The 26,332-nt window shown below is 57.7% G+C and carries 25 protein-coding genes, 1 tRNA gene and 1 pseudogene; 17 read left to right on the top strand and 10 right to left on the bottom strand.

All coding sequences use genetic code 11. The annotated features are described in order from the left end of the window. Window positions 1-57: 57 nt before the first annotated feature. From QMG40_RS08560 to QMG40_RS08550, 3 genes are all read left to right on the top strand, one after another. A tRNA-Leu gene (locus tag QMG40_RS08560) sits at window positions 58-133 on the top strand. Between the two features lie 303 nt (window positions 134-436). Further along, complete coding sequence (locus QMG40_RS08555) at window positions 437-1,282, top strand: Bax inhibitor-1/YccA family protein (RefSeq protein WP_283530511.1); 846 nt, start codon at window positions 437-439, stop codon at window positions 1,280-1,282. A gap of 135 nt (window positions 1,283-1,417) precedes the next feature. Continuing rightward, window positions 1,418-2,602 carry a TerC family protein gene (locus tag QMG40_RS08550; RefSeq protein ID WP_283530509.1) on the top strand — a complete coding sequence of 395 codons (1,185 nt, stop codon included), beginning with the start codon at window positions 1,418-1,420 and terminating at the stop codon, window positions 2,600-2,602. 65 nt (window positions 2,603-2,667) lie between these two features. Here QMG40_RS08550 and galK read toward each other — a convergent pair whose 3' ends face one another. From galK to QMG40_RS08535, 3 genes are read right to left on the bottom strand one after another with little or no spacing between them, the layout of a single operon-like run. Then, a complete protein-coding gene (gene galK, locus QMG40_RS08545; protein ID WP_283530507.1) occupies window positions 2,668-3,837 on the bottom strand; it encodes a galactokinase in 1,170 nt (389 codons plus the stop codon). Continuing rightward, entirely contained in the window at window positions 3,834-4,952 is a 1,119-nt protein-coding gene (galT, locus tag QMG40_RS08540) for a galactose-1-phosphate uridylyltransferase (RefSeq protein ID WP_283530505.1), read from the bottom strand. The genes galK and galT overlap by 4 nt, the downstream gene beginning before the upstream one ends. Next, window positions 4,949-5,764 carry a DeoR/GlpR family DNA-binding transcription regulator gene (locus QMG40_RS08535; RefSeq protein ID WP_283530503.1) on the bottom strand — a complete coding sequence of 272 codons (816 nt, stop codon included), beginning with the start codon at window positions 5,762-5,764 and terminating at the stop codon, window positions 4,949-4,951. The genes galT and QMG40_RS08535 overlap by 4 nt, the downstream gene beginning before the upstream one ends. Before the next feature lie 146 nt (window positions 5,765-5,910). Between QMG40_RS08535 and QMG40_RS08530 the strand changes: the two genes are divergently transcribed. The 3 genes from QMG40_RS08530 to ilvA all read left to right on the top strand — a co-directional run bounded on the left by QMG40_RS08530 (window position 5,911) and on the right by ilvA (window position 9,494). Then, window positions 5,911-6,840, top strand: coding sequence for an aldose 1-epimerase family protein (locus tag QMG40_RS08530; RefSeq protein ID WP_283530501.1), 930 nt, complete (start codon window positions 5,911-5,913; stop codon window positions 6,838-6,840). A 79-nt stretch (window positions 6,841-6,919) separates the two neighbouring features. Beyond that, a complete protein-coding gene (locus tag QMG40_RS08525) occupies window positions 6,920-8,128 on the top strand; it encodes an AI-2E family transporter (protein WP_283530499.1) in 1,209 nt (402 codons plus the stop codon). A gap of 127 nt (window positions 8,129-8,255) precedes the next feature. Then, the gene (ilvA, locus tag QMG40_RS08520; protein ID WP_283530497.1) at window positions 8,256-9,494 is read left to right on the top strand and encodes a threonine ammonia-lyase; all 1,239 of its coding nucleotides are present in this window, start codon (window positions 8,256-8,258) and stop codon (window positions 9,492-9,494) included. 160 nt (window positions 9,495-9,654) lie between these two features. On the opposite strand, the gene greA is transcribed toward ilvA, so the two are convergent. Next, window positions 9,655-10,155, bottom strand: coding sequence for a transcription elongation factor GreA (gene greA, locus QMG40_RS08515; RefSeq protein WP_283530495.1), 501 nt, complete (start codon window positions 10,153-10,155; stop codon window positions 9,655-9,657). Window positions 10,156-10,360: 205 nt separating this feature from the next. Then, window positions 10,361-10,798 carry a DUF4307 domain-containing protein gene (locus tag QMG40_RS08510; RefSeq protein ID WP_283530493.1) on the bottom strand — a complete coding sequence of 146 codons (438 nt, stop codon included), beginning with the start codon at window positions 10,796-10,798 and terminating at the stop codon, window positions 10,361-10,363. 156 nt (window positions 10,799-10,954) lie between these two features. Between QMG40_RS08510 and mca the strand changes: the two genes are divergently transcribed. The 6 genes from mca to QMG40_RS08480 all read left to right on the top strand — a co-directional run bounded on the left by mca (window position 10,955) and on the right by QMG40_RS08480 (window position 17,768). After that, entirely contained in the window at window positions 10,955-11,863 is a 909-nt protein-coding gene (gene mca, locus QMG40_RS08505; RefSeq protein ID WP_283530491.1) for a mycothiol conjugate amidase Mca, read from the top strand. Window positions 11,864-11,920: 57 nt separating this feature from the next. Then, entirely contained in the window at window positions 11,921-12,328 is a 408-nt protein-coding gene (locus tag QMG40_RS08500; protein ID WP_283530489.1) for a hypothetical protein, read from the top strand. A 9-nt stretch (window positions 12,329-12,337) separates the two neighbouring features. Further along, window positions 12,338-14,530, top strand: coding sequence for a thioredoxin domain-containing protein (locus QMG40_RS08495; protein WP_283530487.1), 2,193 nt, complete (start codon window positions 12,338-12,340; stop codon window positions 14,528-14,530). A 102-nt stretch (window positions 14,531-14,632) separates the two neighbouring features. Then, window positions 14,633-15,727, top strand: coding sequence for an efflux RND transporter periplasmic adaptor subunit (locus QMG40_RS08490; RefSeq protein WP_283530485.1), 1,095 nt, complete (start codon window positions 14,633-14,635; stop codon window positions 15,725-15,727). A 5-nt stretch (window positions 15,728-15,732) separates the two neighbouring features. Then, window positions 15,733-16,560: an ABC transporter ATP-binding protein gene (locus tag QMG40_RS08485; protein ID WP_283530483.1), complete on the top strand. Its 828-nt coding sequence runs from the start codon at window positions 15,733-15,735 to the stop codon at window positions 16,558-16,560. Then, window positions 16,557-17,768, top strand: coding sequence for an ABC transporter permease (locus QMG40_RS08480; RefSeq protein ID WP_283530481.1), 1,212 nt, complete (start codon window positions 16,557-16,559; stop codon window positions 17,766-17,768). Before QMG40_RS08485 ends, QMG40_RS08480 begins: the two co-directional genes overlap by 4 nt. Window positions 17,769-17,804: 36 nt before the next feature. Here the strand turns inward: QMG40_RS08480 and trhA are convergent, their stop codons facing one another. Continuing rightward, window positions 17,805-18,452: a PAQR family membrane homeostasis protein TrhA gene (trhA, locus tag QMG40_RS08475; protein WP_283530478.1), complete on the bottom strand. Its 648-nt coding sequence runs from the start codon at window positions 18,450-18,452 to the stop codon at window positions 17,805-17,807. Between the two features lie 181 nt (window positions 18,453-18,633). Here trhA and QMG40_RS08470 point away from each other — a divergent pair, with 181 nt between their 5' ends. From QMG40_RS08470 to QMG40_RS08460, 3 genes are all read left to right on the top strand, one after another. Beyond that, window positions 18,634-19,389, top strand: a complete 756-nt coding sequence (locus QMG40_RS08470) for an isoprenyl transferase (RefSeq protein WP_459252975.1) — start codon at window positions 18,634-18,636, stop codon at window positions 19,387-19,389. A gap of 11 nt (window positions 19,390-19,400) precedes the next feature. Then, on the top strand, window positions 19,401-20,075 hold the full coding sequence (locus QMG40_RS08465; protein WP_283530476.1) for a YoaK family protein: 675 nt from the start codon (window positions 19,401-19,403) through the stop codon (window positions 20,073-20,075). A 179-nt stretch (window positions 20,076-20,254) separates the two neighbouring features. Continuing rightward, a complete protein-coding gene (locus QMG40_RS08460) occupies window positions 20,255-21,586 on the top strand; it encodes a PhoH family protein (RefSeq protein WP_283530863.1) in 1,332 nt (443 codons plus the stop codon). A gap of 44 nt (window positions 21,587-21,630) precedes the next feature. Here the strand turns inward: QMG40_RS08460 and QMG40_RS08455 are convergent, their stop codons facing one another. After that, window positions 21,631-22,443 carry a hypothetical protein gene (locus tag QMG40_RS08455; RefSeq protein ID WP_283530474.1) on the bottom strand — a complete coding sequence of 271 codons (813 nt, stop codon included), beginning with the start codon at window positions 22,441-22,443 and terminating at the stop codon, window positions 21,631-21,633. A gap of 68 nt (window positions 22,444-22,511) precedes the next feature. Between QMG40_RS08455 and QMG40_RS08450 the strand changes: the two genes are divergently transcribed. Then, complete coding sequence (locus QMG40_RS08450; protein WP_283530472.1) at window positions 22,512-23,024, top strand: prepilin peptidase; 513 nt, start codon at window positions 22,512-22,514, stop codon at window positions 23,022-23,024. Window positions 23,025-23,062: 38 nt separating this feature from the next. Further along, complete coding sequence (locus QMG40_RS08445) at window positions 23,063-23,533, top strand: NUDIX hydrolase (RefSeq protein ID WP_283530470.1); 471 nt, start codon at window positions 23,063-23,065, stop codon at window positions 23,531-23,533. A gap of 51 nt (window positions 23,534-23,584) precedes the next feature. Here QMG40_RS08445 and QMG40_RS17390 read toward each other — a convergent pair. The 3 genes and pseudogenes from QMG40_RS17390 to QMG40_RS08435 all read right to left on the bottom strand — a co-directional run. Then, window positions 23,585-23,827 (bottom strand): annotated as a pseudogene (locus QMG40_RS17390) (deferrochelatase/peroxidase EfeB); the annotation flags it as partial. A 158-nt stretch (window positions 23,828-23,985) separates the two neighbouring features. Further along, entirely contained in the window at window positions 23,986-24,894 is a 909-nt protein-coding gene (locus tag QMG40_RS08440; RefSeq protein ID WP_283530468.1) for an SDR family NAD(P)-dependent oxidoreductase, read from the bottom strand. Further along, a complete protein-coding gene (locus QMG40_RS08435; protein ID WP_283530466.1) occupies window positions 24,891-26,294 on the bottom strand; it encodes a flavin-containing monooxygenase in 1,404 nt (467 codons plus the stop codon). Before QMG40_RS08435 ends, QMG40_RS08440 begins: the two co-directional genes overlap by 4 nt. Between the last annotated feature and the right edge of the window lie 38 nt (window positions 26,295-26,332).

Raw genomic sequence — 26,332 nt, 5'->3', positions numbered from 1 at the left:
TCCTGCACAGGCCGCTCATCGCGTAATGTTGTTAGCGCTGGTTCATCCAGCAGCAATGCCCCAGTAGCCCAATGGCAGAGGCAACAGACTTAAAATCTGTAAAGTGTCGGTTCGAGTCCGACCTGGGGTACCAAGAAGTAACGCACCACCACCGCCGGGCATCCCATAGCCGTGCCGGCTTCCGCGAGTTGCCACTTATGGCGTCCAAAACACTACTTTGGACGCCACAAGTGGCAACTCGGAGCGGCGAGACGCCGAGAAACCCCCAAAATCGCGAGCGCAAACGTATTTCTGTGCCTCTAAGCGAACATTGGGTGAACTTTTGCTGGGAAAGGGCTGCCAATTCGCCCGGAAGGGAATATAGTACCCCTCCCAAGCGTCTAACTTGATAGACTTAACAATTATTCTTACCCCCTATTTCGGAGGCAACAGCATTATGGCACTTGGTGGTAATCCAGTTTTTGCCAATAACAAAAACTTCAAGGACACGCCCTCTTCTCAGCGCCGCAACGTCAACGGCGGAGCAGACACGTTGGCTGCTGCGCAGCAGTTGTCAGCACTGCAGCTTCAGGAGATGTACAGCAAGCCCTCTGCCAACGCCGCACAGACCGGCCGCATGACCTATGACGACGTCATTATGAAGACGGTCATGACACTGACCCTTGTGCTGGTTGGTGCAGCCATTGGCTGGATTGTTCCGGTATTGATGTTCCCGGGCATGATTGTCGGCCTGGTGCTGGGTCTAGTGAATGCCTTCAAGAAGCAACCATCCCCAGCGCTGATTCTTGGCTACGCACTGTTTGAGGGGATGTTCCTGGGTGGACTCTCGGGGATGCTTGAAGCGAATTACCCCGGCATTGTTGTCCAAGCCGTACTTGGCACGCTTAGCGTGTTCTTAGTAACTCTGGTGTTGTTCCGAAACGCCAAGGTGCGCGCCACGCCAAAAATGACCCGCTTCTTCATCATTGCCCTCTCCGGCTACGCCCTGTTCTCACTGATTAACTTTGCCCTGATGATCTTTGGGGCTACTAACAGTCCCTGGGGTATTCGCAGCATGGACATCCCCGGAACTAATATTCCCTTCGGTTTGATCCTGGGCCTGTTCGCCATTGGTCTGGCAGCGTTTTCGCTGATCGTCGATTTCACTTCCATTGAAAAGGGCGTCCAAAACGGGCTACCCACTAAATACTCATGGACTGCCGCCTTCGGCCTGACAGTGACGTTGGTATGGCTCTATGTTGAAATCCTGCGTCTCTTGGCCATCCTGCGGGGCAATGACTAGAGAGCATCTCAAGTACCGCGTTGACAACGCCCGGCCTTTTAGACCGGGCGTTGTTTTATAAGTGATGTTATATAACCCCGATTTCGGCAACCGAAATCAAACACGCCTGTTGCAGGCGACTAGCGAAAGCAGCTCATGAACGTATCCCCTCTGATCTGGGGCATTACCATTGTTCTCATTCTTGGCCTGTTGGCCTTTGATTACTTTTTCCACATCCGCAAGGCGCACATTCCCACGCTGCGTGAAGCAGCCATCTGGTCCTCAATCTATGTAGGCCTGGCCCTTGTTTTTGGTGTGGCCGTCTTCATCTTCGGCGGTCCCACCATGGGTGGGGAGTACTTCGCCGGGTACATCACCGAAAAGGCACTGAGCGTTGACAACTTGTTTGTCTTCCTTGTCATCATGTCCAGTTTCAAGGTTCCCCGTGAGGACCAGCAGAAGGTTCTACTCTTCGGCATCGTCTTTGCCTTGATTGCACGCACCGGCTTCATTTTCGCGGGTGCGGCGTTGATCAACACGTGGTCCTGGATGTTCTACATCTTCGGGATCATCTTGCTGATCACAGCAGGGAACTTGCTCAAGGAAGAGGACAGCGAGGGCGACGATGCTGATAACTTCATCATTAAGTTGGCCAAGCGTCTGTTCAAGACCTCTGATAAGTACGACGGCGACAAGCTTCTCACAGTTGTTAACGGCAAGAAGGTCCTAACCCCGATGCTGCTGGTCATGGTGGCCATTGGTGGCACCGACCTGCTCTTCGCGCTGGATTCGATCCCGGCCATCTTCGGTCTGACTCAAAACGTCTACATCGTCTTCACGGCAACCGCGTTCTCCCTCATGGGCCTACGTCAGCTGTACTTCCTCCTAGACGGCCTGCTTGACCGCCTGATCTACCTTTCCTACGGGCTGGCTACCATCCTGGCCTTCATCGGTGTCAAGCTGGTCCTACACGCACTGCATGAGAACAATTTGCCCTTTATTAACGATGGCGAGGCCGTTCCGGTCATTGAAATTAGCACCAGCGTTTCGCTGATTGTCATCCTTGGTGTCCTGGCCATCACGATCGTTGGCTCCCTGGTGAGCAAGTCTGGCAAGGCTCAGACTGTCCTAAACAACGCGCGTCGCCACGCAGAGAGCTATTTGGAGCTGGGATACACGGCAGATCTCACCGAGCGTGAACGGGTTTACCAGCTGCTGATGGTTGAAGAAGGCGCCATTGCAACCATGGAGCCCAAACTCCGTGACAAGCACAAGGATTCCGAAGAAATCTTGGCGCAGATCAGCAAGGCGCATGAACAGCATCGGGAGTTCCTGAACTAGGACCCCGTTTACAGTGAAGGCCGCATCCCATGTTTTATGGGATGCGGCCTTCTGCGTTCCGGTGGTTATAAGATTCTGCAGGCTCCTGCGGCGGGGGAGACAGCAAAAATGTCAGGAGCTGTATATCCGGCCTTGGCAAACGCACTCACCACGGCCTCACGCACTGCGTTTTCTTCGCTAATTTGGATGAGGGCAATGGCAGAACCGCCAAAGCCTCCTCCTGTCATACGGGCGCCCAGTGCTCCGTTCATCAGTGCGCTCTCCACCGCAAGATCCAGTTCGGGACAGGAGATCTCAAAATCATCGCGCATGGAGAGGTGGCTGGCGGTGAGGAGATCGCCAATGGTGGTTGGTCCGCCCTGATCCAATGCTTCAACCGTGTCAAGTACGCGCTGGTTCTCTGTCACGATGTGGCGCACTCGACGGAAAGTTTCTTCATCCAGCAGCCCCGCTGTCTCTGGCAGCTCGCTTGCAGCAACGTCGCGCAGCGAGCGCACCCCCAGCACTTCAGCTCCGAGTTCGCAGGAGGCCCGGCGGTCGGAGTAGCCGCCAGTGGCGTGGGCATGGCTGACGTTGGTGTCTATGACCAGGATCAGCAGCCCGGCGGTACTCAAATCAAGAGGTACAAGTTTTGATTCCTGTGTGCGGCAATCAAGAAAGACGGCATGACCGCTGGCGGAGAGCAAGGATGCGGACTGGTCAAGGATGCCCGTGGGCGCACCAACCACTTCGTTCTCTGCGCGCTGGCCTACAAGGACCAGTTCATTGAGTGTTAGCCCGGCCGATTCCAGGTCGTTGAAAGCAGTGGCAACGGCACACTCAATAGCGGCGGAGGAAGAAAGCCCGGCACCCGAGGGGACGGTGGAATGCAGGTACAGGTCAAAGCCGCCAATCTCGATGCCCATCTGGCGCATGACCCACACAACACCCAATGGATAGGCGCTCCAGCCGGACATGGTTTCCTGTGTGAGTGCGGCAAGATCAACTGTGACGATTTGTTGATCCCCGTAGCTTGAGCACAGCCGGGCCGTGTGGTGATCGTTGTCATCACGGCGGCGAATAGCCACGGCTGCAGCGCGATCAATCGCGAAGGGCAGCACAAAACCTTCGTTGTAGTCCGTGTGCTCGCCGATCAAATTTACCCGACCCGGGGCTGACCAGACGCCGCTGGGTGCCGCACCAAAGACGTCCTGGAAAGCACTCGCTGCAAGAGCTGCGTCAGTGGAGATGCTCATTCCAGGCCTGCTTTCAGTTGTGCGAAGGAGTTGCGCAACATGGCGGCGCTTTGCTCGGGGGTGGTGTCATTGATGAATGCGCCCATGGCGGCTTCCGAACCCGCTAGAAATTTCAGCTTGTCTGCGGCCCGGCGTGGGGACGTGAGCTCAAGGTGAAAACGTCCGGATGGACGCAGAAAAGCATCTAGTGGCGCCTGATGCCACGCTGCAATATAAGGGGTGGGTGTGGTGTACATGTTCTCTAAAGTCCGCAGGATATCCAGGTACATGACGGCCAGCTCGTCGCGTTCGTTGTCAATCAACGCCGCAAAATCCGGGACGTGGCGGTGCGGGGTCAGATGAACCTCCAAGGGCATATGTGCCGCAAAGGGTACGTATGCGCTGAAGTATTTTCCTTGGGCGATCATGCGTTCACCGGATTCGGATTCCTTGGTGAGAATGTCCCCGAGCAAGGTGGATCTCCCCTCGCTGTCATCATAGAATTTGCGGGCAGCATTAGCCATGACCGCACTGCGTGGGGGTACGTAAGAATATGCGTAGATCTGTCCGTGCGGGTGGTGCAACGTGACGCCAATATCCTGGCCACGATTTTCAAAAGGAAAGACCTGTTTCACACCGGGCAAAGCACTCAATGCCTGTGTCCGGTGGGCCCATGCATCAATGACAGTGCGGGCGCGTTCTGGTGATAGTTCGCCAAAGGAGCCGGAGTGTTCCGGGGTGAAGGCAACAACCTCACAACGCCCAAAAGCACGTCCCCGCGTTCCCCATTCGGGATCGATTGGTACTGCACCAACCGCCGGGCCCAACGACGGAAAGCGGTTCTCAAAAACCGCCACATCATAATCTTCATCGGGAATCTCTGAGAGATTCGCTCCGGTGGTGGGGCACAGCGGGCACTGATCAGCCGGTGGCAGGTACGTGCGTGTCTGCCGGTGTGCGGCAATGGCCACCCAATCGCCAGTGAGTGCATCGAAGCGCAGCTCCCCGGTGTTCTCCTCCGAGCGCGGATCCAATCGACGGGTGTCAACGGCCACGTGGGGTTTGGCCACGGCGCCATCGTCAAAATATATGAGCTCGCGGCCGTCGGCCAAAAGTGATGTTGTGGCAGTAGTCATGAGTTCTTCCTAGTGTTCTCGGGCGAAGCTGGTGACATGATGAAGTGCGGGACTCGGGAGGCGAACAGGTCCTTGCCAGCTGGACTGAGGGCGTGATCGGTAATGATGGTGTCTACAGCCGCCAGCGGTGCTATCTGGGCCAATGAACGGACCTGGAATTTGGTGTTGTCCGCCAGTACAACAAGGCGTGTGGTGGCCTCGATGAACGCCGTGTTTGTCTCCGCTTCGAGCAAGTTGGGGCTGGTTAGCCCGCGTTCGGTGTCCAAACCATGGACACCCATGAAACAAATATCAGTATTTAGGTTCTTTAGCGCCATGCGAGCCACCGGACCCACCAGAGCTTCCGAGGGTGTGCGCTCTCCGCCTGTGACGATGACTTTCAGATCAGAGCCGCCTTGCTGGAGGTACAGCAGCTCGGTGATCTTTAGGGAATTTGTAACAACTGTCAGGCTGCGGAGCCGTTCAATCTCAGCTGCCAGGAGCACTGCCAGCTGGTACGTTGTGGTTCCTCCGGTGAGGGCAAGTGTCATTCCGGGTTGAACCAATGTTAGGGCCGTCTGGGCTATGGCCAGTTTGCCCTCAAGCTGTTTGTCAACGTTGAGCAGAAAGCCAGGTTCAAGGGCGCTTAAACGCGCAAGGCGCATTGCCCCGCCATGGATTTTTCTAGCCAGGCCACTTTGATCAAGAACCTCAATGTCACGGCGGATAGTCATTTCACTGACATTCATGGCAGCCGCTATATCAGCGACGCGTACTGCCTCGTGGTGCTGGAGCTCCTTGAGGATGCGCGACTGCCGCTCTGGTGCGAGCATGTGAACCCCTTACTGTCAGTGTGAACTGTCAGTGAGAAGAAAATAAACAGTTTCAAACAAAATATTACATTAAGGCCAATATTTTTGCAGCCTGGAAACGTATGTGACGGTGTTGCCAGCTAGCGTTTGGCTGTAGCCTAATGCTCATGACCACTCCCAAAGAAGCCCCGGGAACGCGGGCAGCCACTGGATCCCAGTTCACCTTGCGACGCGGGGACGCTACCGCCATCGTTACCTCCTTGGCCGCTGGTATTCGCCATTATGACAGGGGTGGAGTGGCGCTAGTAGAGAGTTATGCCTTCGATTCCATTGCTCCTGGGGCGTCGGGAATCACGCTGGCACCGTTCGCTAATCGGGTTGATGGTGGGCTGTGGCAGCTGGACGGGGTGGACCAACAATTGGACATCACGGAAGTCCCGTTGCACAATGCGATCCATGGTTTGTTGCGCAATACCGGTTATCACGCTTTGGATAGCACTGACTCGTACGTGCTGCTGGAGGCCGTCATCCACCCGCAGCACGGCTACCCGTTTCTGGCCCGCCACCAAGTCAGTTACGAACTTGACGCCGAGGGAGCGCTGCGTGTCTGCCAGAGATTCATCAACGACTCCGCCCGGCGGGCTCCGTTTGTTTTGGGCGCGCACCCGTACTTCACCATCGGCAGTGTGCCGCAGGAGCAGTTAAGCATCCAGATTAACGCCGCCACGTATATAAGGGCTGACGCCCGCATGATTCCAACTGGTTTCGTGGAGGTGTCAGGACACCATGATTTGCGTCAAAGCAGAGCTGTCTCGGAGTTGCTGATGGACACGGCCTTCACCGACTTGTGCATGGACGACGGCGTTGGCCGGCACACACTCTCGGCCCCGGATGGGCGCAGTGTGAGTTTGTGGCACGACTCAAGCGTCAGCTATGTACACGTGTTCATCACCACAGAATTTCCCGGCCGTTCCCTTGCTGTGGCCATGGAGCCCATGACAGGAGCCGCCAATGCCTTTAATTCAGGTGACGGGTTGAAATGGCTGGAACCGGGGGATTCATTCACCATGAACTGGGGCATAGAAGCAGACCTGTGAGAACGTCATTGGTTCACGACGCCGCGACGGGGATGGACGCCATTTAACGTATTCTGCGCCAATAGGGAATCATTAGTCTATGACGCCCGTACAGCAGGAACCACAGAGCTATTCGCAGAAGGACACATCCGGGGTCCCCTTTGGAATGAGGGTGGCCGGGGCATGGTCGTGGCGGGTGGCAATTATTTTGGTTGTTTCCGCCATGCTGATCTGGTTGCTGAGTAAAATCACCATCTTGCTCATACCGCTAATGCTGGCAACAATTCTTGCTTCAGTACTGCGCCCGGTAGTGAAAGCGTTGAAGAAAGTCGGTTTGCCGCAAGGCCTCAGTGTTGCCGTCGCTGAACTGGGTTTGATTGTTGGAGTGGTGGGCTCCTTGTTCCTTGTGGGCCGGCAAATGGTGGCTGGATTCTCCGATCTGAGTCAGCAAGCCATTACTGGGCTGATCCAAATCCAGGAGTGGCTCAAGACCGGTCCTTTGGGTATCAGCAACGACCAGGTGACCAAGTACCTCAACGAGGCGCTCGCAGCGATCCAGGACAATAGCAGCGTCCTTGTCTCCGGTGCTTTGGGTGTGGGAACGGGAGTGACCCACTTCGCGGTGGGGTTGCTGTTGACGTTGTTCATTTTGCTGTTCTTTCTTCTAGAGGGCCAGGACATCTGGGCGTTCGTGGTCAAGTTCTTCCCGCGCCGGGCTAGGCCTGCCGTGGATGGTGCCGGACGCCGCGGCTGGTTATCACTAGGTAATTACGCGCGGGTGCAGGTACTTGTTGCCGCCGTTGACGCCATTGGCATCGGCGCAGGTGCGGCGATCATTCAGGTGCCGCTAGCCCTGCCACTGGGCGTTCTAGTCTTTGTTGGTTCCTTCATCCCCGTGGTGGGCGCACTCGTGACGGGCGCCGTCGCTGTCCTTCTGGCACTGGTTGCCAATGGCTGGGTCAATGCACTGATCATGCTGGGCATTGTGCTGTTGGTACAGCAGCTGGAAAGCCACGTGCTGCAGCCCTTTGTGATGGGCAGGGCAGTGTCCTTGCACCCTGTTGCCGTGATCTTGGCTGTGGCCGCAGGCTCAGGAGTGGCAGGTATTCTTGGTGCGTTGTTCGCTGTTCCGATCTTGGCAGTGGCGAATTCTTTCATCCGCTACATCGCACAACGGGGCTGGGAGAGCGATCCCGAACTGCCGGATATTTATGGGTTGCCACACATAGTGCCGCCCGGTGATGCTCCGGGCGTCCCATCCGCTGAAGAGGTAGCGGCTTCAGAAGCTGTGCCCCAGCCGCCCGTCTAAGCGCGCCCGTCTAAGCACGCCTGATTCTGCGAGCCCGTCCGGTAAACATGGTTTAGCCCGGAACCCGCCGGAGCAGTGCGCAGAGTTCCTTGTTTCATATTGTTTCTAAGAGAAAGAGAAAAGTACCGTGAACGCAACCAGCGACCTCCCAGTGACCCTTGCAGATATAGAACAGGCACGGGAGTTGTTGGCGGAGATTATTGCGATCACACCCATCGAAAGCTCACGGGCATTGGGCAGGTTGACAGGCTCAGAGGTGTTCTTCAAGTGTGAGAACCTGCAGCGCGCCGGCTCGTTTAAGGTCCGCGGTGCATATGTGCGGATGGCCAAACTTGACGCCGAAGAACGTGCCCGCGGTGTGGTGGCTGCCTCGGCTGGTAACCATGCCCAGGGTGTGGCGGTTGCGGCAAAAGCGTTGGGCATCAAGGCTCGAATCTACATGCCGGTAGGTGTTGCCCTGCCGAAGCTTGCCGCCACCCGCGGTCACGGTGCCGAAGTGGTGCTGCACGGGAACAACGTGGATGAATCTCTGGCGGAGGCCGAGCGTTACGCCAACGAGAGCGGTGCAGTGTTTGTGCACCCGTTTAACAATGTTGATGTGGTCTCTGGACAAGGCACTATTGGCCTGGAGATCCTGGATCAGGTACCCAACGTTGACACCATCATCATGGGTGTTGGCGGCGGCGGGCTGCTGGCGGGCGTATCGGTGGCCGTCAAGGCCCGTGCTAAGGAACTTGGGCGAGAGATCCGGGTCATTGGGGTGCAGGCCGAAAACGCTGCCGCATACCCTCCGTCATTGGCCGCCGATGCGTTGGTGCCATTGAAGAAGGTTTCCACCATGGCTGACGGGATTGCCGTAGGCCGTCCAGGCCAACTGCCGTTCTCCATCATCCGCGAACTGGTCGATGATGTGATCACTGTCAGTGAAGACTCCCTGGCCCGGGCGCTGATCTTTTTACTAGAGCGTTCCAAAATGGTGGTGGAGCCGGCAGGAGCTGTGGGCGTGGCCGCTCTCATGGAGGGCAAGATTGAAAATCCCGGTACCACTGTCATTGTGCTCTCGGGCGGAAACATTGACCCGATGCTGCTCCTGAAGGTGATTCAGCGTGGACTAGCTGCCGCGGGCCGGTTCCTGACCGTGCGCATGATGCTTACGGATAGGCCAGGGTCCTTGGCGACGATCTCGCGCATCATCGCCGAGAACGACGCCAACGTCACGGGTGTGGACCACACACGGGTGGGTGGCTCGATCTCGATGGGCGACGTCTCCATCACCGTAAACCTTGAAACCAAGGGTCATGAGCATTGCGAGCTGGTCTTGACGGCTCTTCGCACTGAAGGGTTCCAGCCAATAGTCGTCCACTAACCGGCGCACTCGTTGCCGGAGGCTGTGAAAGTTACCGGACGCTGCGACGTCCGGGAGTTCCGCCGTCGCAGGTTATAGAAAGCGTGTATTAAATATTTTGTCCCTGCCGGATTTCACCACGAAGGGTGGAACCCGGCAGGGACAAATACTGCGCATGTGGCTAGCTTTGCTCGCCAACGTACGGCTTGGCGGAGATGATCTCCACGTCAATGGTGCGCCCGTTGGGAGCAACATAGTCCAGTTTGTCGCCGACGGTCTTGCCCATGATGGCGGCACCCAATGCGGAACGTTCGCTATAAACTTCCAGGTCTCCGGCGCCAACCTCGCGGCTGCCGAGCAGGAATGTGGTCTTATCCCCAGCGATGGTGGCTACAACAACCATGCCCTGCTCAACGACGCCGTCGTCGGCAGGTGCTTCACCGACACGGGCACTGCGCAGCATTTCACTGAGCTGGCGGATGCGAGCTTCAATCTTGCCCTGTTCATCCTTGGCGGCGTGATACCCGCCGTTTTCCTTCAAGTCGCCTTCTTGGCGAGCTTGTTCGATCTTGCTGACGATCTCTGCACGACCGGGGCCGGAAAGCTGTGTGAGTTCAGCCTGCAGACGATCGAAGGCTTCCTGAGTCAGCCAAGCTGAAGGCACGCTGTTAGTGGTAGGCACGTAATTCTCCTTGAATGTACAAAAGCAAAGGCCCCGCTGCAGGCGTTCCATTGAAATCTCTGCGCTATGCACCACGAGCTATGCACTAAGGCAAAGTGCTCAATTCATGCGCAGAAAATTCACTGGCTGACCAAACGGGGCAGATGGTAATAGAGACTAGTTTAGTCAATAAGGCGGATAAACCCAAGAATCGGGGTGGCGGGTGTTACATCGGCTTAACGATCCAGCAGTTTTCAACCACTCCGGTGACGGCTAACGAATCCGTTCGAAGCTCGCCACGCACGGTTGTGGTGCGGCCATTCTCGGAACCAACGTCCTTAGCGTTGGGACCAATGGTGATGACATTCCAGCCCACCACCGCAAAAGACTCATTCATGGCCTTGATGGCGCACTCGGCCGTGGCGTCCGGGGTTTTGGTCACCGAAAGATCAACAGTGGTCATAGTGGCGTCCACCACGTTGTAGCTGAGGATTTTTTGGGAGACTCCCGTATTGCCGCCAACGATCACCCACAATACCCATGACAATGACAGCACTGCTGCCACCGCCAAGAGGATCTTTTGGTTCTTTTTGGACAGGCTCCGCTTGGGTGTGCCGTATCGATTGGTTAGGCTGGTAGCTGCTGGAGAATCAGAAGTTGTCACTGCATCCACTTGTGTCTGTTCCGCGGGTTGCCGCGGTCTGGGCGCCCCACCTGATGGGGACGTTGGACTAAGGCAAGTTTAGCGTTCATTTGGCACGAGCATTTTGCCTCGTCTTCCCTCTAACCCGTGGCCACACAAGAATTGAAGGTAGCTTTCGTGAACAACTTTGAGTCTCCAGCACGGCAGTCGCTGCGTCTTCTGGCGGTTCATGCCCACCCGGATGATGAAGCAAGTAAGGGCGCAGCCATGATGGCCTCCTACGTGGCGTCCGGTGTGCAGGTGATGGTGGCCACCTGCACAGGTGGTGAGCGTGGCGACATTCAAAACCCAACGCTCATTGGTGACCCGCATTCAGCCCGCGACATGGGGGGTGCGCGCCGGCTGGAAATGGCCAATGCAGCCAAAATTTTGGGTATTGCGCATCAGTGGCTGGGGTTCACTGATTCGGGGCTGCCCGAGGGTGATCCGCTTCCGCACTTGCCGGAGGGGTGCTTTGCGCTGAAGCCGTTGGAGATTGCTGCGGCTCCGTTGGTTCGGTTGGTTCGTCGTTTTAAACCGCACGTGATTGTTTCCTATGACGAGAACGGTGGATACCCGCATCCGGATCACATCATGACGCACAAGGTCACGATGGAGGCGTTTAGGGCGGCGGGAAATCCTGAACTGTACCCTGACGCCGGAGAAGCCTGGGAGCCCTCCAAGCTCTATTACGATCTGGCGTTTAACCCGCAGCGCTTCCGGGCCTTGCACTATGCGTTGGAGGAGGCAGGGCTGGCTTCACCTTATGCAGCGCGCATCGCGTCCTGGTTGGAGGCTGACACTGAGGGGCATACACCGCCGGTGAGCAAGCATCCAACCACCACGCAGATTGACTGCGGAGATTATTTTGAGGTTCGTGATGACGCCTTGCGGGCCCATGCAACGCAGGTTGACCCGGACGGATTCTTCTTTGCTGTGAGCCCGCAAATGCAGCGAAAAGTGTGGCCGTGGGAGGACTACTCGCTGATTGAATCACGTGTCCTGACCTCCCAACCCGAGAACGACCTATTCGCTGGCCTACGATAGATAGTGGATGTTTCCCGTTGACACCAAGTTGCTCGGGGACAAAACGAAAGACGAATTGTGCACACACTGATTTTGCTTGCCACCACTGATCCCGCTATTCCCACTCAGCCAGGGCTTCGCCCGGGTTTGACCGAGGACCAAATCACCCCCGGTCTGTTGGGTTTCGCCGTCACGTTCGGCATTGTGGTGATCATGTTTTTTTTGATTCGCGACATGGTCAAGCGCATTCGCCGTATTCGCTACCGGGCACAAGTTGAGGAAGGCCGGGTCAGCGGATCCCATGGCCCTGCTGCCGATCATATGGGTATTCCCATTAGAGCGGACGACGCCGGGACCTCAGTTCCAGCGCACTCCCCAGTCTCCGGTGTGGTTGCGGAAAAGCCTGACGAAACTGATGCCGGGGCTGTGCCTGGTGCAGGGAGCACAGGCACCGCTGGTAATCCTGAGAACACGGATACTAAGTAGCATCCGGCAATGAACCGCTTGGCAGGTGAACCCAGTGCTTACCTTCGCCAGCACGCGCAAAATCCGGTTGCGTGGCAGCCTTTTGATGCGGAGGCGTTTGCTGAATCCGTAGCACGTGACGTACCCATTTTTCTGTCAGTGGGATATGCCGCCTGCCATTGGTGCCATGTTATGGCGGGGGAGTCCTTTGAAGACCCGGTGACAGCGGACTACCTCAACGAACACTTTGTTTCTATCAAGGTTGATCGCGAAGAACGCCCAGATGTAGACGATGCTTACATGGCAGCCACCCAGGCACTCAGCGGGGAGGGCGGCTGGCCCATGAGTGTTTTTTTGACTCCTGAGGGAAAAGCCTTCTACGCCGGCACGTACTTCCCACCAAGTCCAGGACGTGGGCGCCCGTCTTTTACTCAGGTGCTTGCCGCAGTTAATGAGGCGTGGTGCGAACGCAGAGACCAGGTGGAAAAGACCGCAGAGTCCCTCTCCGAGGCGTTGGCTAAACCTATCTGGCAAGTGCGAAGCGCCGCCACAACGGCGGTTGAGCTTTCGGTACAGCCAGAGCCAGCATGGTTGAGGGCCACCGAAGACGCAGTTGCTGCCATAGCCGGGACAGAGGACCTGATCCATGGCGGGTTTGGTTCGGCACCGAAGTTCCCGCCCACTCCCGGCCTTGAATTTTTGATCCGGCATGCCGCATCAAAAGCCACGGACACTGCCACCGGCGCGTCGGCGAAACAGGCTCATGGGCTGGTTGGCCGAACCTTGAATGCCATGGTGCATTCGGCATTATTCGATCAGCTGGGTGGCGGGTTTGCCCGTTACAGTGTGAGTGCGGATTGGTCTGAGCCGCACTACGAGAAAATGCTCTACGACAACGCAGGCCTCCTCCAAGTACTTGTGCACTGGGTGAGGATCGCGGAGAAGTTCCCGCAGCAAAGCCTTGCCGACGATGAACCAGGACTGCGTGTAAGGGTGCCGTCATTAGGAGCTCGTGGTGCCCGGGAAGCGGCCGTGGCAACGATTTCCTGGCTCATGGATGAGATGCGGCTCCCTGGCGGGGCATTTGCTTCCTCACTTGATGCAGACACAGTTGTTGATGGCATCCACCACGAGGGTGCTAGCTATAAGTGGAGCATGGCCGAACTTCAAACTGCCGCGCATGCCAGCACAGAAGTGGGCAGTCAAAAACTGGCCGAGGACGTTGCACGGGCTATGGGCGTGCCAAACGACGCCGTGCCCCAAACGTATCCGTTACATCCTTCGCGGCCGCTCTCCGAGCTGCAGCAGAAGCAGTGGGAACGGATTAAACCGGCACTGCGGAGGCTACGCGCGGCGCGGGTGATGCCAGCGCGGGATGAGAAAGTAGTGGCGTCCTGGAATGCCATGCTGATGGAGGCATTGGCCGAAGCCGCCATGGTGCTGGAGGAACCCGCGTACCTGGCAACCGCCGTCGAACTTGGAGAATATTTATCCACAGTGCATTGGGACGGAGAGTTGCTGCGGGTTTCCCATGATGGGCAGGCGCGCGGTATCAAGGGTTTGCTGGAAGATTATGCGGCCTGCGCCAAAGGTTACTTGACGCTTTATGCGGCCAGCGGTGACAGACGCTGGTTTGATTTTGCCGGGACGTTGATTTGCGACTTGGAACGGGACTTCATAGCCGATGGTGTGGTGTACAACCATGGTGCCCACGAAGGTTCTGACTCCGCGCTGCAAGGCTCACGATTTGCAGACCCCTTCGATAACGCCACAACCAGCGCCGTGGCCATGATGGCTGGGGCTTTCATCTCTTGGTCGGCGTACACCGGATCGGGCAGGCACCGCGTTATTGCTGAGAATCTGTTGGCAGGTGTTCCCGAACTGGCTAAGAGAGCGCCGCGGTCCGCTGGTGGATTACTTGCCCAGGCAGAGGCTCTGCTGGCTGGGCCGTTTGAGACGGCGATTGTAGGTCCTGCCGGCCATGACCGTGAGAAGTTGCTGCACGCGGCTTGGTGTTCGGCTTCCCCTGGGATGGTCATTGGAGTGTGGGATGGCGCCGGGGAACCGCCATTGGCGCTGTTTGAAGGACGCAGTGTGGCGCAGCGCTCTTGTAAACAGGGGCAGCAACCAGTTGCGGCGGGAGTGCTGGCATATATTTGCCGCAACATGGTGTGCACAAACCCAGTTTCAACGGCGCTTGAAGTACGGCAACGCTTCATCTGATTGTGTCAGGGTGTTTCCGCCGGGAAGTCTTCCCATCAGTTACATTGTTCAAGACACTTCTCCGTTCGGGGATCTGTGGGGAGATTCCGGAAGGAAAGCAGAATGCGTATTATGCGCCGTATAGTTTTTCCCGTCGTGTGGGTGCTGATATTTAGTGTCATAGCGGTGGCACTGGTCAAGATCGCGTTCATTGACGGGTTGCAGGATGACGGCGAACAAATCATCCCGCACGCCCGCATTGAGGCTCCGCTCATAGAGACCGGCCGCGCCACCGTGAGAAATACTGTGGACCTTACGGGCTCGGTACAAAGTAATGCGGCCATCGCGCTGCGGTCAACGGCGGCCGGCAAAGTGGTCTTCTTTTTTGTTGACAAGGGAGCCCACGTGGCTGCCGGGGACAAGATTTTCCAGATCCGTAGTGAGGTGCTCTCCGAACCTGACGCAGCCCCTGCTGCTCCCGCTGAACCCGATGCCCCCATCGTGCCGGCGCCGGGCCCGGTGTATTCATACACTGACGTTGTAGCCACTGCCGAGGGCACGTTGGAGACCCTCACGCTATTGCTGAACCAAGAAACCAGTGTTGGCGAAAATGCAGGAACCATTGCACCCGGCACGTTTTCTATTACCGGATCCCTCACCACAGCCCAGCAATTGCGTCTCATGGGCAAACCAACAACGGCCACCGGCACCGTGACCAACGGTCCGGCACCTTTTGGTTGCCAAAACGTCCAAATCAGCAATAGTAAAACTCCGGGGGAATCGAACCCTGGCGCGCAGAATGCACCCGGCATGGACCCGGCTGCCGCTAGTGTCCCCGGTTTTGATCCCGGTGCCGGCCAGGGCCCGCCTGTTGAAAACGGCAGTGGCCAGGTCAGCTGCGCAGTGCCCATGAACATTGTTGTGTTCCCCGGGCTGGGCGCCACTATCACCTTGGTAGCTGGTGAAGCCAAGGATGTGCTGACACTGCCGCTAACTGCTGTGAAAGGCAGTGTCCAAAACGGCATTGTCTGGATTCCGGCGGCGGATGGTGCCGGAGCACCCCAGGAGCGCCCCGTTGTTCTGGGCCTGAACGACGGCGAAAAAGTGGAGATCTCCTCCGGCTTGACCGAGGGGGAAGCGGTGTTGGAGTTTGTCCCGGGTACGGATGCTTTGTTACCTGAGGGCCAGATGCCCGGCTTCGGCCCGATGAGGGGCTGATCCCAATGAGCATTTTTTTAGAAGAACCTACTGAAGAAGCTCCAGAAGAACCAACTGAGAAGTCTGTAGAAACAACCAATCGTGAGAGCGCCGCCGTGCACAATTCTGCGCCCGCTTTGGTGGATCTGTGCAACGTGACACGGACCGTGCTGCTTGCTGATGACCAGGAGTTGCATATCCTGCGCGGCATTGACCTGCAGATACGTGCAGGTGACCACACCGCCATCGTTGGCCGTTCGGGCTGCGGAAAATCCACGTTGCTGAACATCCTGGGGCTTTTGGATGTGCCCAGCAGCGGGCAGTTGCGTTTTGAGGGCAAGCCTGTGGAAAAACTGCGCAACAACACCCGGGCGAAGCTCCGCGGCTCCAGCATCGGCTTCGTATTCCAGCAATTCAACCTGTTGCCCGGCCGCACAGCATTGGAAAACGTGGTGACACCGCTGATGTACGCCGGCCGGAAAGAATTTTGGCGTCGCAACGAACTCGGCATGGAAATGCTTGATCGGGTTGGGCTCTGCGCCCGTGCCGGCACACAGCCGCACATGCTCTCCGGCGGTGAACAGCAGCGGGTGGCAATAGCCCGGGCGCTTGTTAGACGGCCCCGGCTCATTCTGGCGGATGAGCCTACCGGGGCCCTTGATGTGGAAACCGGCCAGGTAGTTATGGACTTGCTGGATGCCATCGCCACCGAATCTGGTGCAGCGTTGGTAACTATCACTCACGATCTCAATGTTGCAGCACGGGCCCGCAGCAGGTATCGCCTTGACGCCGGTGTCCTGAGTGCCACTGAGGGTATTGGCCCGGCGGCATTGATTGCGCAGGCTCACGCATGACCGCGTTCATCTCCACCCTGGTCGAGGCGTGGTCAGAGCTGCGTATTCACAAAACCCGGATACTACTGTCCCTGATAGGGGTGGCCCTCTCGGTTGCCGTTCTGACAACAGTGGTGGGTGTAGGAAACCTGGCACGGGAGGGAATAGCCCTGAATTCCGAGCGCGACGGGGGCAGGGAAGCCACCTTGAGCGTCAGCATTCAAAACGGTCCGAGTCTTGGCCAAAGCCTCAGCACGGAGAAGACCACCCGAATTCTGGCTGCCACGGTTGCCCGGCATGGCTTCACGCACTCCACTCGATTGCTGCGTTCGCAGGGCCGCTTTCAGTTTCCCAGAGGCGTCCAGAACGTGGAATTGACCGTGGTGGATCCGCCTTATGGTGTCATTCATCGAGTGAACCTCACCCAAGGCGGATGGTTCGCCGCGGACGACGCCGACAGGCTGGCTCCCGCCGTCGTTGTCAATGAAGCTTTTTACTTAGCCGCCGGACAGCCTGATCTCACCGTTGATCCGCAAGTCCCGGTTCTCGGGACCATCAAAGCCACCTCAGTGATCATTGGTGTGGTGCCAAATGCGTATCCGGAGGCGATGCCGCAGGCATTTATCTTGAGCGAGGCCGCACAACTTGTGGGGGTGAGCGATGACCCTTGGGATGGCGGTGCCGGTGTGGAACTAAGAATTTGGGCTCCTGCTGGAATGGCGGAGCAGCTGGTGGCAGTGCTCAGCACTGAGCTGTCCCAGCAGCTTCCTGGCGCCTACGTGAATGTGTACCGCAGCGATTACGCAGCCTACGGGGATCCCTTCGCCATGGTGACTTTGATGGTCTCAGGCATAGCCACTTTGATACTGCTGCTGGGGGTGGTGGGACTGCTGAATATCTCCATGGTCACGGTGCGGTACAGGGTGCGCGAGATTGGTATTAGACGCAGCTTTGGAGCAACCTCAGGGAGAATCTTCACCGGTGTCATGATGGAATCTGTGGTGGGCACTACAGTGGCCGGAGCGGTTGGGGTCATGCTGGCAGTCGCTATTGTAAAAAACCCCATCGTGGAATCGAAGGTGGCTCCTGGTCTGGAGGCTTACCCTGCATTCCCTGTGGAGGCTGCGCTGCTTGGCTTGGGTGCAGCCGTCCTTGTTGGTGCTCTGGCTGGCGCCATTCCCGCCTTGGTTGCGATCCGTGTGAAAGTTATTGACGCCATCAGATTCTAAACGCGGGGGCTTTGGACTACTTAAAAACCACAAGGACTACTTAAAAACCACTAGCACCACGGCTGTAAAGTGAATGGCAAAGGCGGCCACCGTCAGGGCATGAAACAACTCGTGGAACCCGAAATGGCGGGCACTAAAATTGGGTTTCTTGATTCCATAGATGACGGCGCCGGCAATGTATAGCGCGCCGCCAAGGCAAATCAGGACCGTGGGCAGGGCGCCGGCTGCCCAGAACTCCGGGAGGAAGAACAAGGCTGTGATGCCTAGCAGCACATAAATGGGGACGTAGAGCCAGCGTGGTGCACGCACCCAAAGCACACGGAACAAGACCCCTGCAATGGCCCCGATCCAAATCATCCACAGCAATAGCGTGGCTGTTGGGCGGGCCAGCATGAGGAAGGACAAGGGGGTGTAGGAGCCCGCTATCACCAACATAATATTGCTGTGATCAAGCCGTTTCAGTGTTGCCGAGGTCTTCGGTGACCAGTTGCCACGGTGATATAGTGCGCTTGTACCAAAAAGAAGTACGCCCGTGGCCACGTAGATGGCACATGCAATCTTGGCTGCGGTTCCCGGGGCCAGTGCCACAAGGATAATTCCGGCAATCAAAACCAGGGGTGCCGAGCCCGCGTGAAGCCAACCGCGCCACGAAGGTTTTTGCTGTATTTCGTGCACGGTAACCATACTAAAAGCATAACCCGCCACCACCTAAGTTACCTATGAGTAACAAAGGTTGGGGAAGTGCTTGGTGAGAATTTGCTCCCTGTGCGGGTAATCTAGAGCTAGCAAGTTTCGCTAGGCCGCAGGGCCATAATTCGTAAAGGTCCGGTGCGCGCGTATGTGGCTGTCCTCCGGCTCCGTGCGAATGCCCAGACTGTTATACAACTTCTACGAGCGGCGACTTGCATGCTCGCTTGATCTGAGCAGCGTCCCGGCCCATATTGGCGTCATGGTGGATGGCAACCGCCGTTGGGCCAAGCAGTTCAATGCCCCCACTGGGCACGGGCATCAGGCCGGTGCAGATAAAATCCTGGAGTTCCTTGGCTGGTGTCAAGACCTGGGCATCAAAGTTGTCACCTTGTACATGCTCTCAACCGATAACATGAGCCGCTCACCTGAAGAGCTTGATGAACTCATGGGCATTATCGCCAACACCCTGGATCTGCTGGATGCCGATAACAACATCAGCGTCCATGCCATGGGTGCCCCCGAACTTCTACCGGATTACCTGGCCACCCGTCTTTCTTCCCTGACGGCCCGGGTGCCGGCAACGGAACGTATTCATGTGAACATGGCCATCGGCTATGGCGGACGGCGTGAAATTGTCGATGCCGTTCGTGAACTTTTGCATGACGCCGACGCTGCCGGGCGTCCCATGGCGCAGGTGGCCGCGGATCTAAGCGTTGCGGACATTTCCAAGTTCCTTTATACCCGTGGCCAGCCCGATCCGGACTTGGTTATTCGCACCTCTGGGGAACAGCGACTTTCAGGGTTCTTGATGTGGCAGAGCGCCTACAGTGAATTTTACTTTTGTGAGGCACTCTGGCCGGCATTCCGAAAGATTGACTTCCTGCGTGCCCTGCGCGATTACGCCGGCCGCAGTCGCCGGTATGGCAGCTAGGCCAGCCCCGAGTGCAAAGCCACCACCGCTCTGAGATGATCCTGGCCGCTGTTCTCTCCAGCGCCGCAGGGTTTGTTGACGCCGTGGGATTTATTCATCTGGGCGGGTACTTTGTTTCCTTTATGAGTGGAAACTCAACTCGCGGCGGCACAGCACTAGCGGAAGGTAACTGGGGCGGATTCGCCATAGCCTTCGGACTGGTGGCAGCATTTCTTTTAGGCGTTGTCAGTGCCTCAATTTTACGAAGGCGCGTCCCACGGCGAAAGCGCATGGCTGTTCTGCTGTATGTGACGTTGGCGTTGATAGCTGCCGTGCTACTTTTTGATCTGGGCGTTGGGGGCTGGCTCGCCCCGGCCATCATGGCGGTGGCAATGGGTGCCGAGAACGTCATTTTCGAGCGTGATGGGGAAGTTAGCATTGGCCTGACGTACATGACGGGGACGCTTGTAAAAATGGGCCAACATATTGCCAACGCCTTGACTGGCGGGGCAAAGCTGCTTTGGATCCGTTATGCACTGCTATGGCTCTCGCTCACACTAGGCTCCATTGTTGGCGGTTTCGCCTACTTCGCCCTTGATCTAAACGCATTGTGGATAGCCGTGGCCGTGCTGGTCACATCGGTTCTCTTCAACGACTGGATCCACAAAAATCCGCCCCGTCAAGGCGCCACCCGGGTTATTCTTTGAACCGCCAAGCGTTCGTTGGAACGTCCTCTAACGTTCATCCGTAATTAGGGCGTGGTGTCCTCGCGGCGATAAATAGCGGCGTATCTTGGGTGTAACGGAGGGCAACTCCGCTCTACGTACCGAAATGATTCCGGAGCGTTGCACGCTCCGGAAAGGCTGGAGTCGACGTGGTTGAAACCATGAACCTTGAGCAGCATTCACACAATCCCGGCACGGCGTTGAAATTGCGTACTTACGTGGTTGACACCTCGGTTCTGCTTTCCGATCCGCGGGCCATCACCCGCTTTGCTGAACATCACGTGGTTGTGCCGATCGTTGTCATTTCGGAACTTGAAGCCAAGCGCCATGACCCGGAGCTTGGCTATTTTGCCCGAGCGGCCCTGCACCTCCTTGATGAGCTGCGCGAATCCCACGGCGGCCTGGCTTCCCCCGTTCCTTTAGGGCACGACGGCGGGACGTTCCGGGTAGAGCTGAACCATGTTTCGCTTGAGGTGCTTCCGGCAGGCATGCGCGGCGGTGATAATGATTCACGGATCTTAGCCGTTGCCAAGAACCTCTCCAATGAAGGCGACAACGTCACCGTGGTGACCAAGGACGTGCCGATGCGTGTGCGGGCCTCCGCACTGGGACTGGCCGCTGAAGCATACCGTAATGAGCTGGTGCCGGACTCGGGCTGGACAGGGGTTGGCGAGGTTGAGGCAACGGAAGCTGAGATCACGGCCCTGTACAACCATGAACCGGTGCCCATTCCTGAAGCGGCCGTCCTACCAGTGAATACTTCACTTGTGATCACCAGCAACAGGGGTTCAGCCCTTGGCCGGGTAGGTGCTGACCAGCAAGTGCGCCTGGTGCGCGGTGATAGGGAAGTTTTTGGCCTCCACGGCCGCTCGGCTGAACAGCGCCTGGCTCTTGATCTGCTGTTGGATCCTGAGGTGGGGATCGTTTCCCTGGGCGGACGCGCGGGAACGGGGAAAAGTGCTTTAGCCCTGTGCGCAGGTTTGGAAGCGGTCCTGGAACGCAACGAACACCGCAAAGTGGTGGTGTTCAGGCCACTTTATGCAGTGGGTGGTCAGGAGCTTGGCTACCTGCCTGGTTCCGAAAGCGAGAAGATGAACCCCTGGGCGCAAGCTGTGTTCGACACCCTTGGCTCAGTGGTTTCCGAGTCGCTGATGGATGAAATCATGGCTCGCGGCATGCTTGAAGTGTTGCCGCTAACTCACATCCGCGGCCGGTCACTTCATGATTCATTTGTCATTGTGGATGAAGCGCAATCGCTGGAGAAGAATGTGTTGCTCACCGTGATGAGTCGTATTGGGCAGCGATCCAAGATTGTGCTTACCCATGACATCGCCCAGCGAGACAACCTTCGTGTTGGGCGCCACGACGGGGTTGCCGCTGTGGTGGAAACCCTCAAGGGTCACCCCTTGTTTGGGCATGTCACGCTCACACGCTCGGAACGTTCACCGATTGCAGCCCTTGTCACGGAGATGCTGGAACGGGCCGAAGTTTAGTCCCCTCGGGCGCGGGCGCACAGCCCCTCCCTGGAAGAATCCGGTTAGGCGTTCGGGCCCAGATCCCACGGGATGTGGGCCCTAACGTCTGTTAGGCCCATGCTGACTTCTTCAAAAAGGTCATCAAGCATGTACTCGTCAACACCGAGCAGGACCATCCAATGTCCTGCCCCTGCGGTGGGGCCGTCAAGGGATTGGGAGGCCACACAAATACTTGTTTCCAGGTCAATCCGGATGGCTGTTCGGCCAGCAAAGAGCAAGGGAGCATCTGTAAAGAGCGGGCGGTAACTGGGGTTGGGGGTCAGAATCGCCTCAACAGCCGCCCGGCCATGATGTGAAACGTTGGCGATGTCCGCAATCTCAGCCACGTTGGCGAAGGGAGCTTCCAGCGGAACCGGCCGGTCACCGGCAAGCTCAACCGGGTCAAGTGCTGAAGCAGCCCTGCCAGAACCGTAAGCTGGCTCGCCATAAAGTGCTTCGGGGCGGCGGAGAACAAACCCGGCGTGGTCCTTAACGGGGTTGACCAGCGAAGGCGGCAACAGCCATGGTTTACGATTGCCACTAATGAACAGCGAGTCCCTTGACTCATTAATCTTGGTGGTACTTGCTAGGAGTGCCCCATCGCTTGTCTCTACCCGAAGTGCCCCCGGACGGCGAACCCAACAGTTCAGCGACGATGCCGGCTCTTCTCCCTCGGCGAGTCCGGCGCTGGCCGCAGCAACCCATGCGTTCCCTGCACCGCCGTCGGCCGTGGTGGGGAACTTACGGTGCAGTTCAAAGCGCACCGTCTGCCAACGCCACGGAGACGAGCGGGCAATGTGTCGAAAAGTATCGGCAGTGTAAGGGGAGGCACTCATGTCCACAGCTTAGCCCCGGGCGCCAACAAATGGCCCCGGCAGGAGGGTTCATGGCGTAGCATCGCGCTATGGTCACACGGCTAATGGACTTGTTCGAACACAGTGCATCGGCATTTTTGTGTGTCCTGACCGCCTGCCTGTTCCTGCTGTGGCTAAGCGTTATATTGAGCATCATTGACATCCGCACCCACACTTTGCCAAACCGGTTGGTGCTTCCGGCCTATCCGATCGCCGCGGTGCTGCTGTTGGCGGCTTCTCTTCTGGCACGAGCGCCCCACTATGCGCTCTCTGCGGCTGTGGGTGCCCTGGCCATGGGGGCACTGTACTGGCTGCTGTGGTTTCTCTACCCGGCCGGCATGGGATTTGGTGATGTGAAGCTGGCCGGTGTTTTGGGGCTTTTCTTGGGTTTCCTGGGTTGGCAACATGTGGTGATTGGTATGGCCGCAGGTTTTGTTGTTGGCGGGCTGTGGGGCATTGCGCTGATTGTTAGCCGCCGCGGCACAGCGAAATCGTCAATCCCTTTCGGCCCGGCGATGCTGGCCGGTGCGATGGTTACGATGCTGCTGGTCCCGGCAGCGTGAATGTCGGGCAGCACTAGCACTCGCGTTAGGCTCAGTGCATGGGATCTCCAGAATTCATCGTCAAACTGAGGGAAAAGATTGGTCACGAACCGCTTTGGCTGCCGGGGGTGCGTGCGGTTGTTTTTGACGCCGAAGGACGTGTGCTGCTCGGGGAGCGTTCAGATACCGGCGGGTGGGCGCTGATCACTGGCATTCTTGAGCCAGGGGAGGAGCCCGGCCCTGGCATGGTCCGTGAGATTTTTGAGGAAACGGCTGTTGTGGCCCGGATTGAGCATCTACTCGGTGTTGCCGCTGTAGGTCCAGTGAGATTTCCCAACGGGGACATCTGCGATTTTTTGAACGTTGAATTCATTGCCCGGCACGTTAGCGGCATTGCCCGGGTGAACGACGACGAATCCCTTGCAGTGGCCTGGTTTGCCATCGATTCGCTCCCGCCACTGCGCGCAGGGCATCTTGACTGCATCCAGCGGGCTCTCGCGTTCGAGGGTGTGCCACACTTCCAGCGGTGAGGGGTTGCGGTACCTCACCGACTCACCTTGGGCTGTGATTCTTTGGGCTGCTTACGCCAGTAGGGCCGAGCCGAGCCAGTCGGTTTCCGTGGTGACTCCTGGCAGCATCGCGAACAGGGCGCTGGCCGTGGTGAGCGTGAAGTGTTCAAGCGCGTCGTGTGCTGATAGCCGTTGCTGGACCGGGATGAAACTGGTGGCGGAGTCCTTTTGGTAGGCAAGGATGAGTAGCCCCTGATCTATTGTTCCATCGGGTTGTACGGCGCCACGGTAGGGGCGGCCGCGACGATCGAAGCGATGTAAATGTTGTGCCGACGCCGGATCCGTCCGGAGGAAGCGCGGGTGTCAGGGAATGGGTTGACGGGGTATTGGCTGCTGTTGTTTTGCTCATGATGAAGAAGCCCGCATGAAGCGAGAACATTGTGCATAATTAAGAACAGTATTCTCGGATTAGATCATAATTCATCTTGCGGGGCTGGAATGGCACCGGTTCTTCGTAGCCGCCTAGCGATCGCAACCTGCTGATGTTTACTGAATCTCACGATCACCGGAGCCAGCCGTACCGAGAGGCTTGGCAGCAGGTCAAGCAGGCGCACTTGTGCACCGCGCCACCCTGGCAAAGCCGTCACTGGGCGTGGTTTTTGGACAATGCCAAGAACCTGCTGCGCCACATCCGATGGCTGCAACAACACTCCTGAAAAGGACAGCGCGGCCCGGGGATCCTCGAGCTTGTCATAGAGCATAGGGGTCCACATCCCATCAGGACAGACGCAGCTGATGTGGACACGACGGATACCGGCAGAGCGGAGGTCCCCTAGGGCCGAGATGCTGAACCCCAACACCGCATGCTTGGTTGCGGCATAGATCCCTTCGCCAGGCACGCCAACCAGGCCGGCCAGGGAGGCAATATTGACTATGTGACCGCTGTCTTCGCGCCGCATGATCTCCAACGCGGCCAGCGAGCCATTGATAGTGCCATGTGCATTCACCTCTAGCATCAATTGCCGTTGTTCCGGAGTGTTTTCCCAGACCGCTCCGGTGAAAAATACTCCGGCGTTGTTAACCCACAGATCCAGCGTCCCCGTACGTTTAACTGTGTCAATGGCAACAGCCGTGCACGCCGCTGCGTCACGAACGTCCAGTACTGAGGCAAAGGCGCGGCAGGGGGCTCCTCCGGGGTGCATCTGCCGCAGTGTAATCTCCTCCACCACAGCGGAGGCACGCTCAGCGTTAACATCAGTGACATGGACAGTGAATCCGTCGCGGGCCAGCCCTAAAGCAATCTCACGGCCGAGCCCCTGCCCCGCGCCGGTGACGACGGCGCCACCGCGGCTTGTGGATGTCCGCTGGGTGAAGCGTCTCATTTTGCCACCTCTAGATGCTCTCCGTGGCGGTGTGCCGACATGGCGCGGGCTCTGCCGCGCCTGCGCTCCCTGCCCAGATCCCAGAGGTAATGATCAAAGTCAACCTCCATGGTGTGGCGGGGTGAGGCATAAAATCGGGCGGTATTTAGCTGGACTTCCCGCTTCATTTGGCGTTGAATCTCCTCAGCGTCAGGCAACGTGTATTGCCCGGAAAGCAGCTCGGCTATCCATCTCGATTGCGCCTCGGCCAGGGGCATGACTGCTCCGATCGGTTGGAGCAGTCCAATGAAGAACAGTCCCGGGAATGTGGGGTGGAGCGTGCGCTTCCATAGTGGTAGTTCATTGCCCGTGGGGTTAACAAGTTTGGGGTCCAGGAACGGGAAGCTCACACGGTAGCCTGTGGCCCAAACAATTAGATCAGCCCGAACAGAGGTTCCATCCGTGAATATCACCCGTTCACCGTCTAAGCGCTCAATTCCGGGCTTGGGTGTGACGCGCCCGGAGCGGAGAGCCGGGCGGATCTGCTCGGATTGCACAGGATGGGATTCACTGGGTCGGTGTTCTGGCCGAGGGAGGCCCAGCTTGGCCGTGCTTCCGGATGCAAGGGCGGCAAGTCGCAGACGGGCACGGACGGACCACCACGGTAACCAGCCCGGCAGTCCGATGGTATCGGCGGCCCTGCCCAACAGAAATTTGCGTAGCACCCACTGCCCTCGCCGCTGTGAAAGGACAGCGCTGCGTCCCACCAAGCCGGCTTCTGAGGCGATGTCCAGTGCAGAATTTCCGGAACCAACCACCACAACGTCGAGCCCGCGAAGTTGCTCACCTGTTCGGTAGTCGTGGGCGTGAATCTGCTTCCCGGAAAAGCTGCCCGGATACGCTGGCTCTGGCCAACGGGCGTCCCAATGATGGCCATTGGCCACAAGGACGGCGTCGTAGTGGTGTTCCCGTGTGCCCTGGGGGCTTGAAATGGTGACATCCCAACCGGATGCTGCCTGCACAACGGAGGTCACGGAGGTGTTGAAGGTGATCCGTTCGCGGAACCCGAAATGGTCCACATAGGACTCAAAGTAGGCGGCCACCTGATGGTGTTTGGCGTAGGGGGGATAGTGGGCGGGCATGGGGAAATCGGGGAAAGCCATCCGTGGACAGGAAGTGTTAATTTCCAGTGTTTCGTAGCAGGCGGATTGCCCGTTTTGATTGTTGAAGACCCAGTTTCCACCAACAACTGGCCCCTGCTCAAAGCAATCAACGCCGATTCCGGCGTGGTACAGCGTCTTAGTTGCTGCCAGGCCAGAGGACCCGGCGCCTATGACGCAGACTCTGGGTGCTCCGGGGTTGGCCAGGATGGGCGCGGTTGCAGCGGGGGCGCGGTGGCTGTCCCTGACACGGTATGGCATGTGATAATCATTACAGTGAAAATGCACATTTTCAATAG

It is taken from the genome of Arthrobacter antibioticus (assembly GCF_030063205.1).
Classification (GTDB): domain Bacteria; phylum Actinomycetota; class Actinomycetes; order Actinomycetales; family Micrococcaceae; genus Specibacter.
This window is presented reverse-complemented; position numbering and strand designations above follow the sequence as displayed.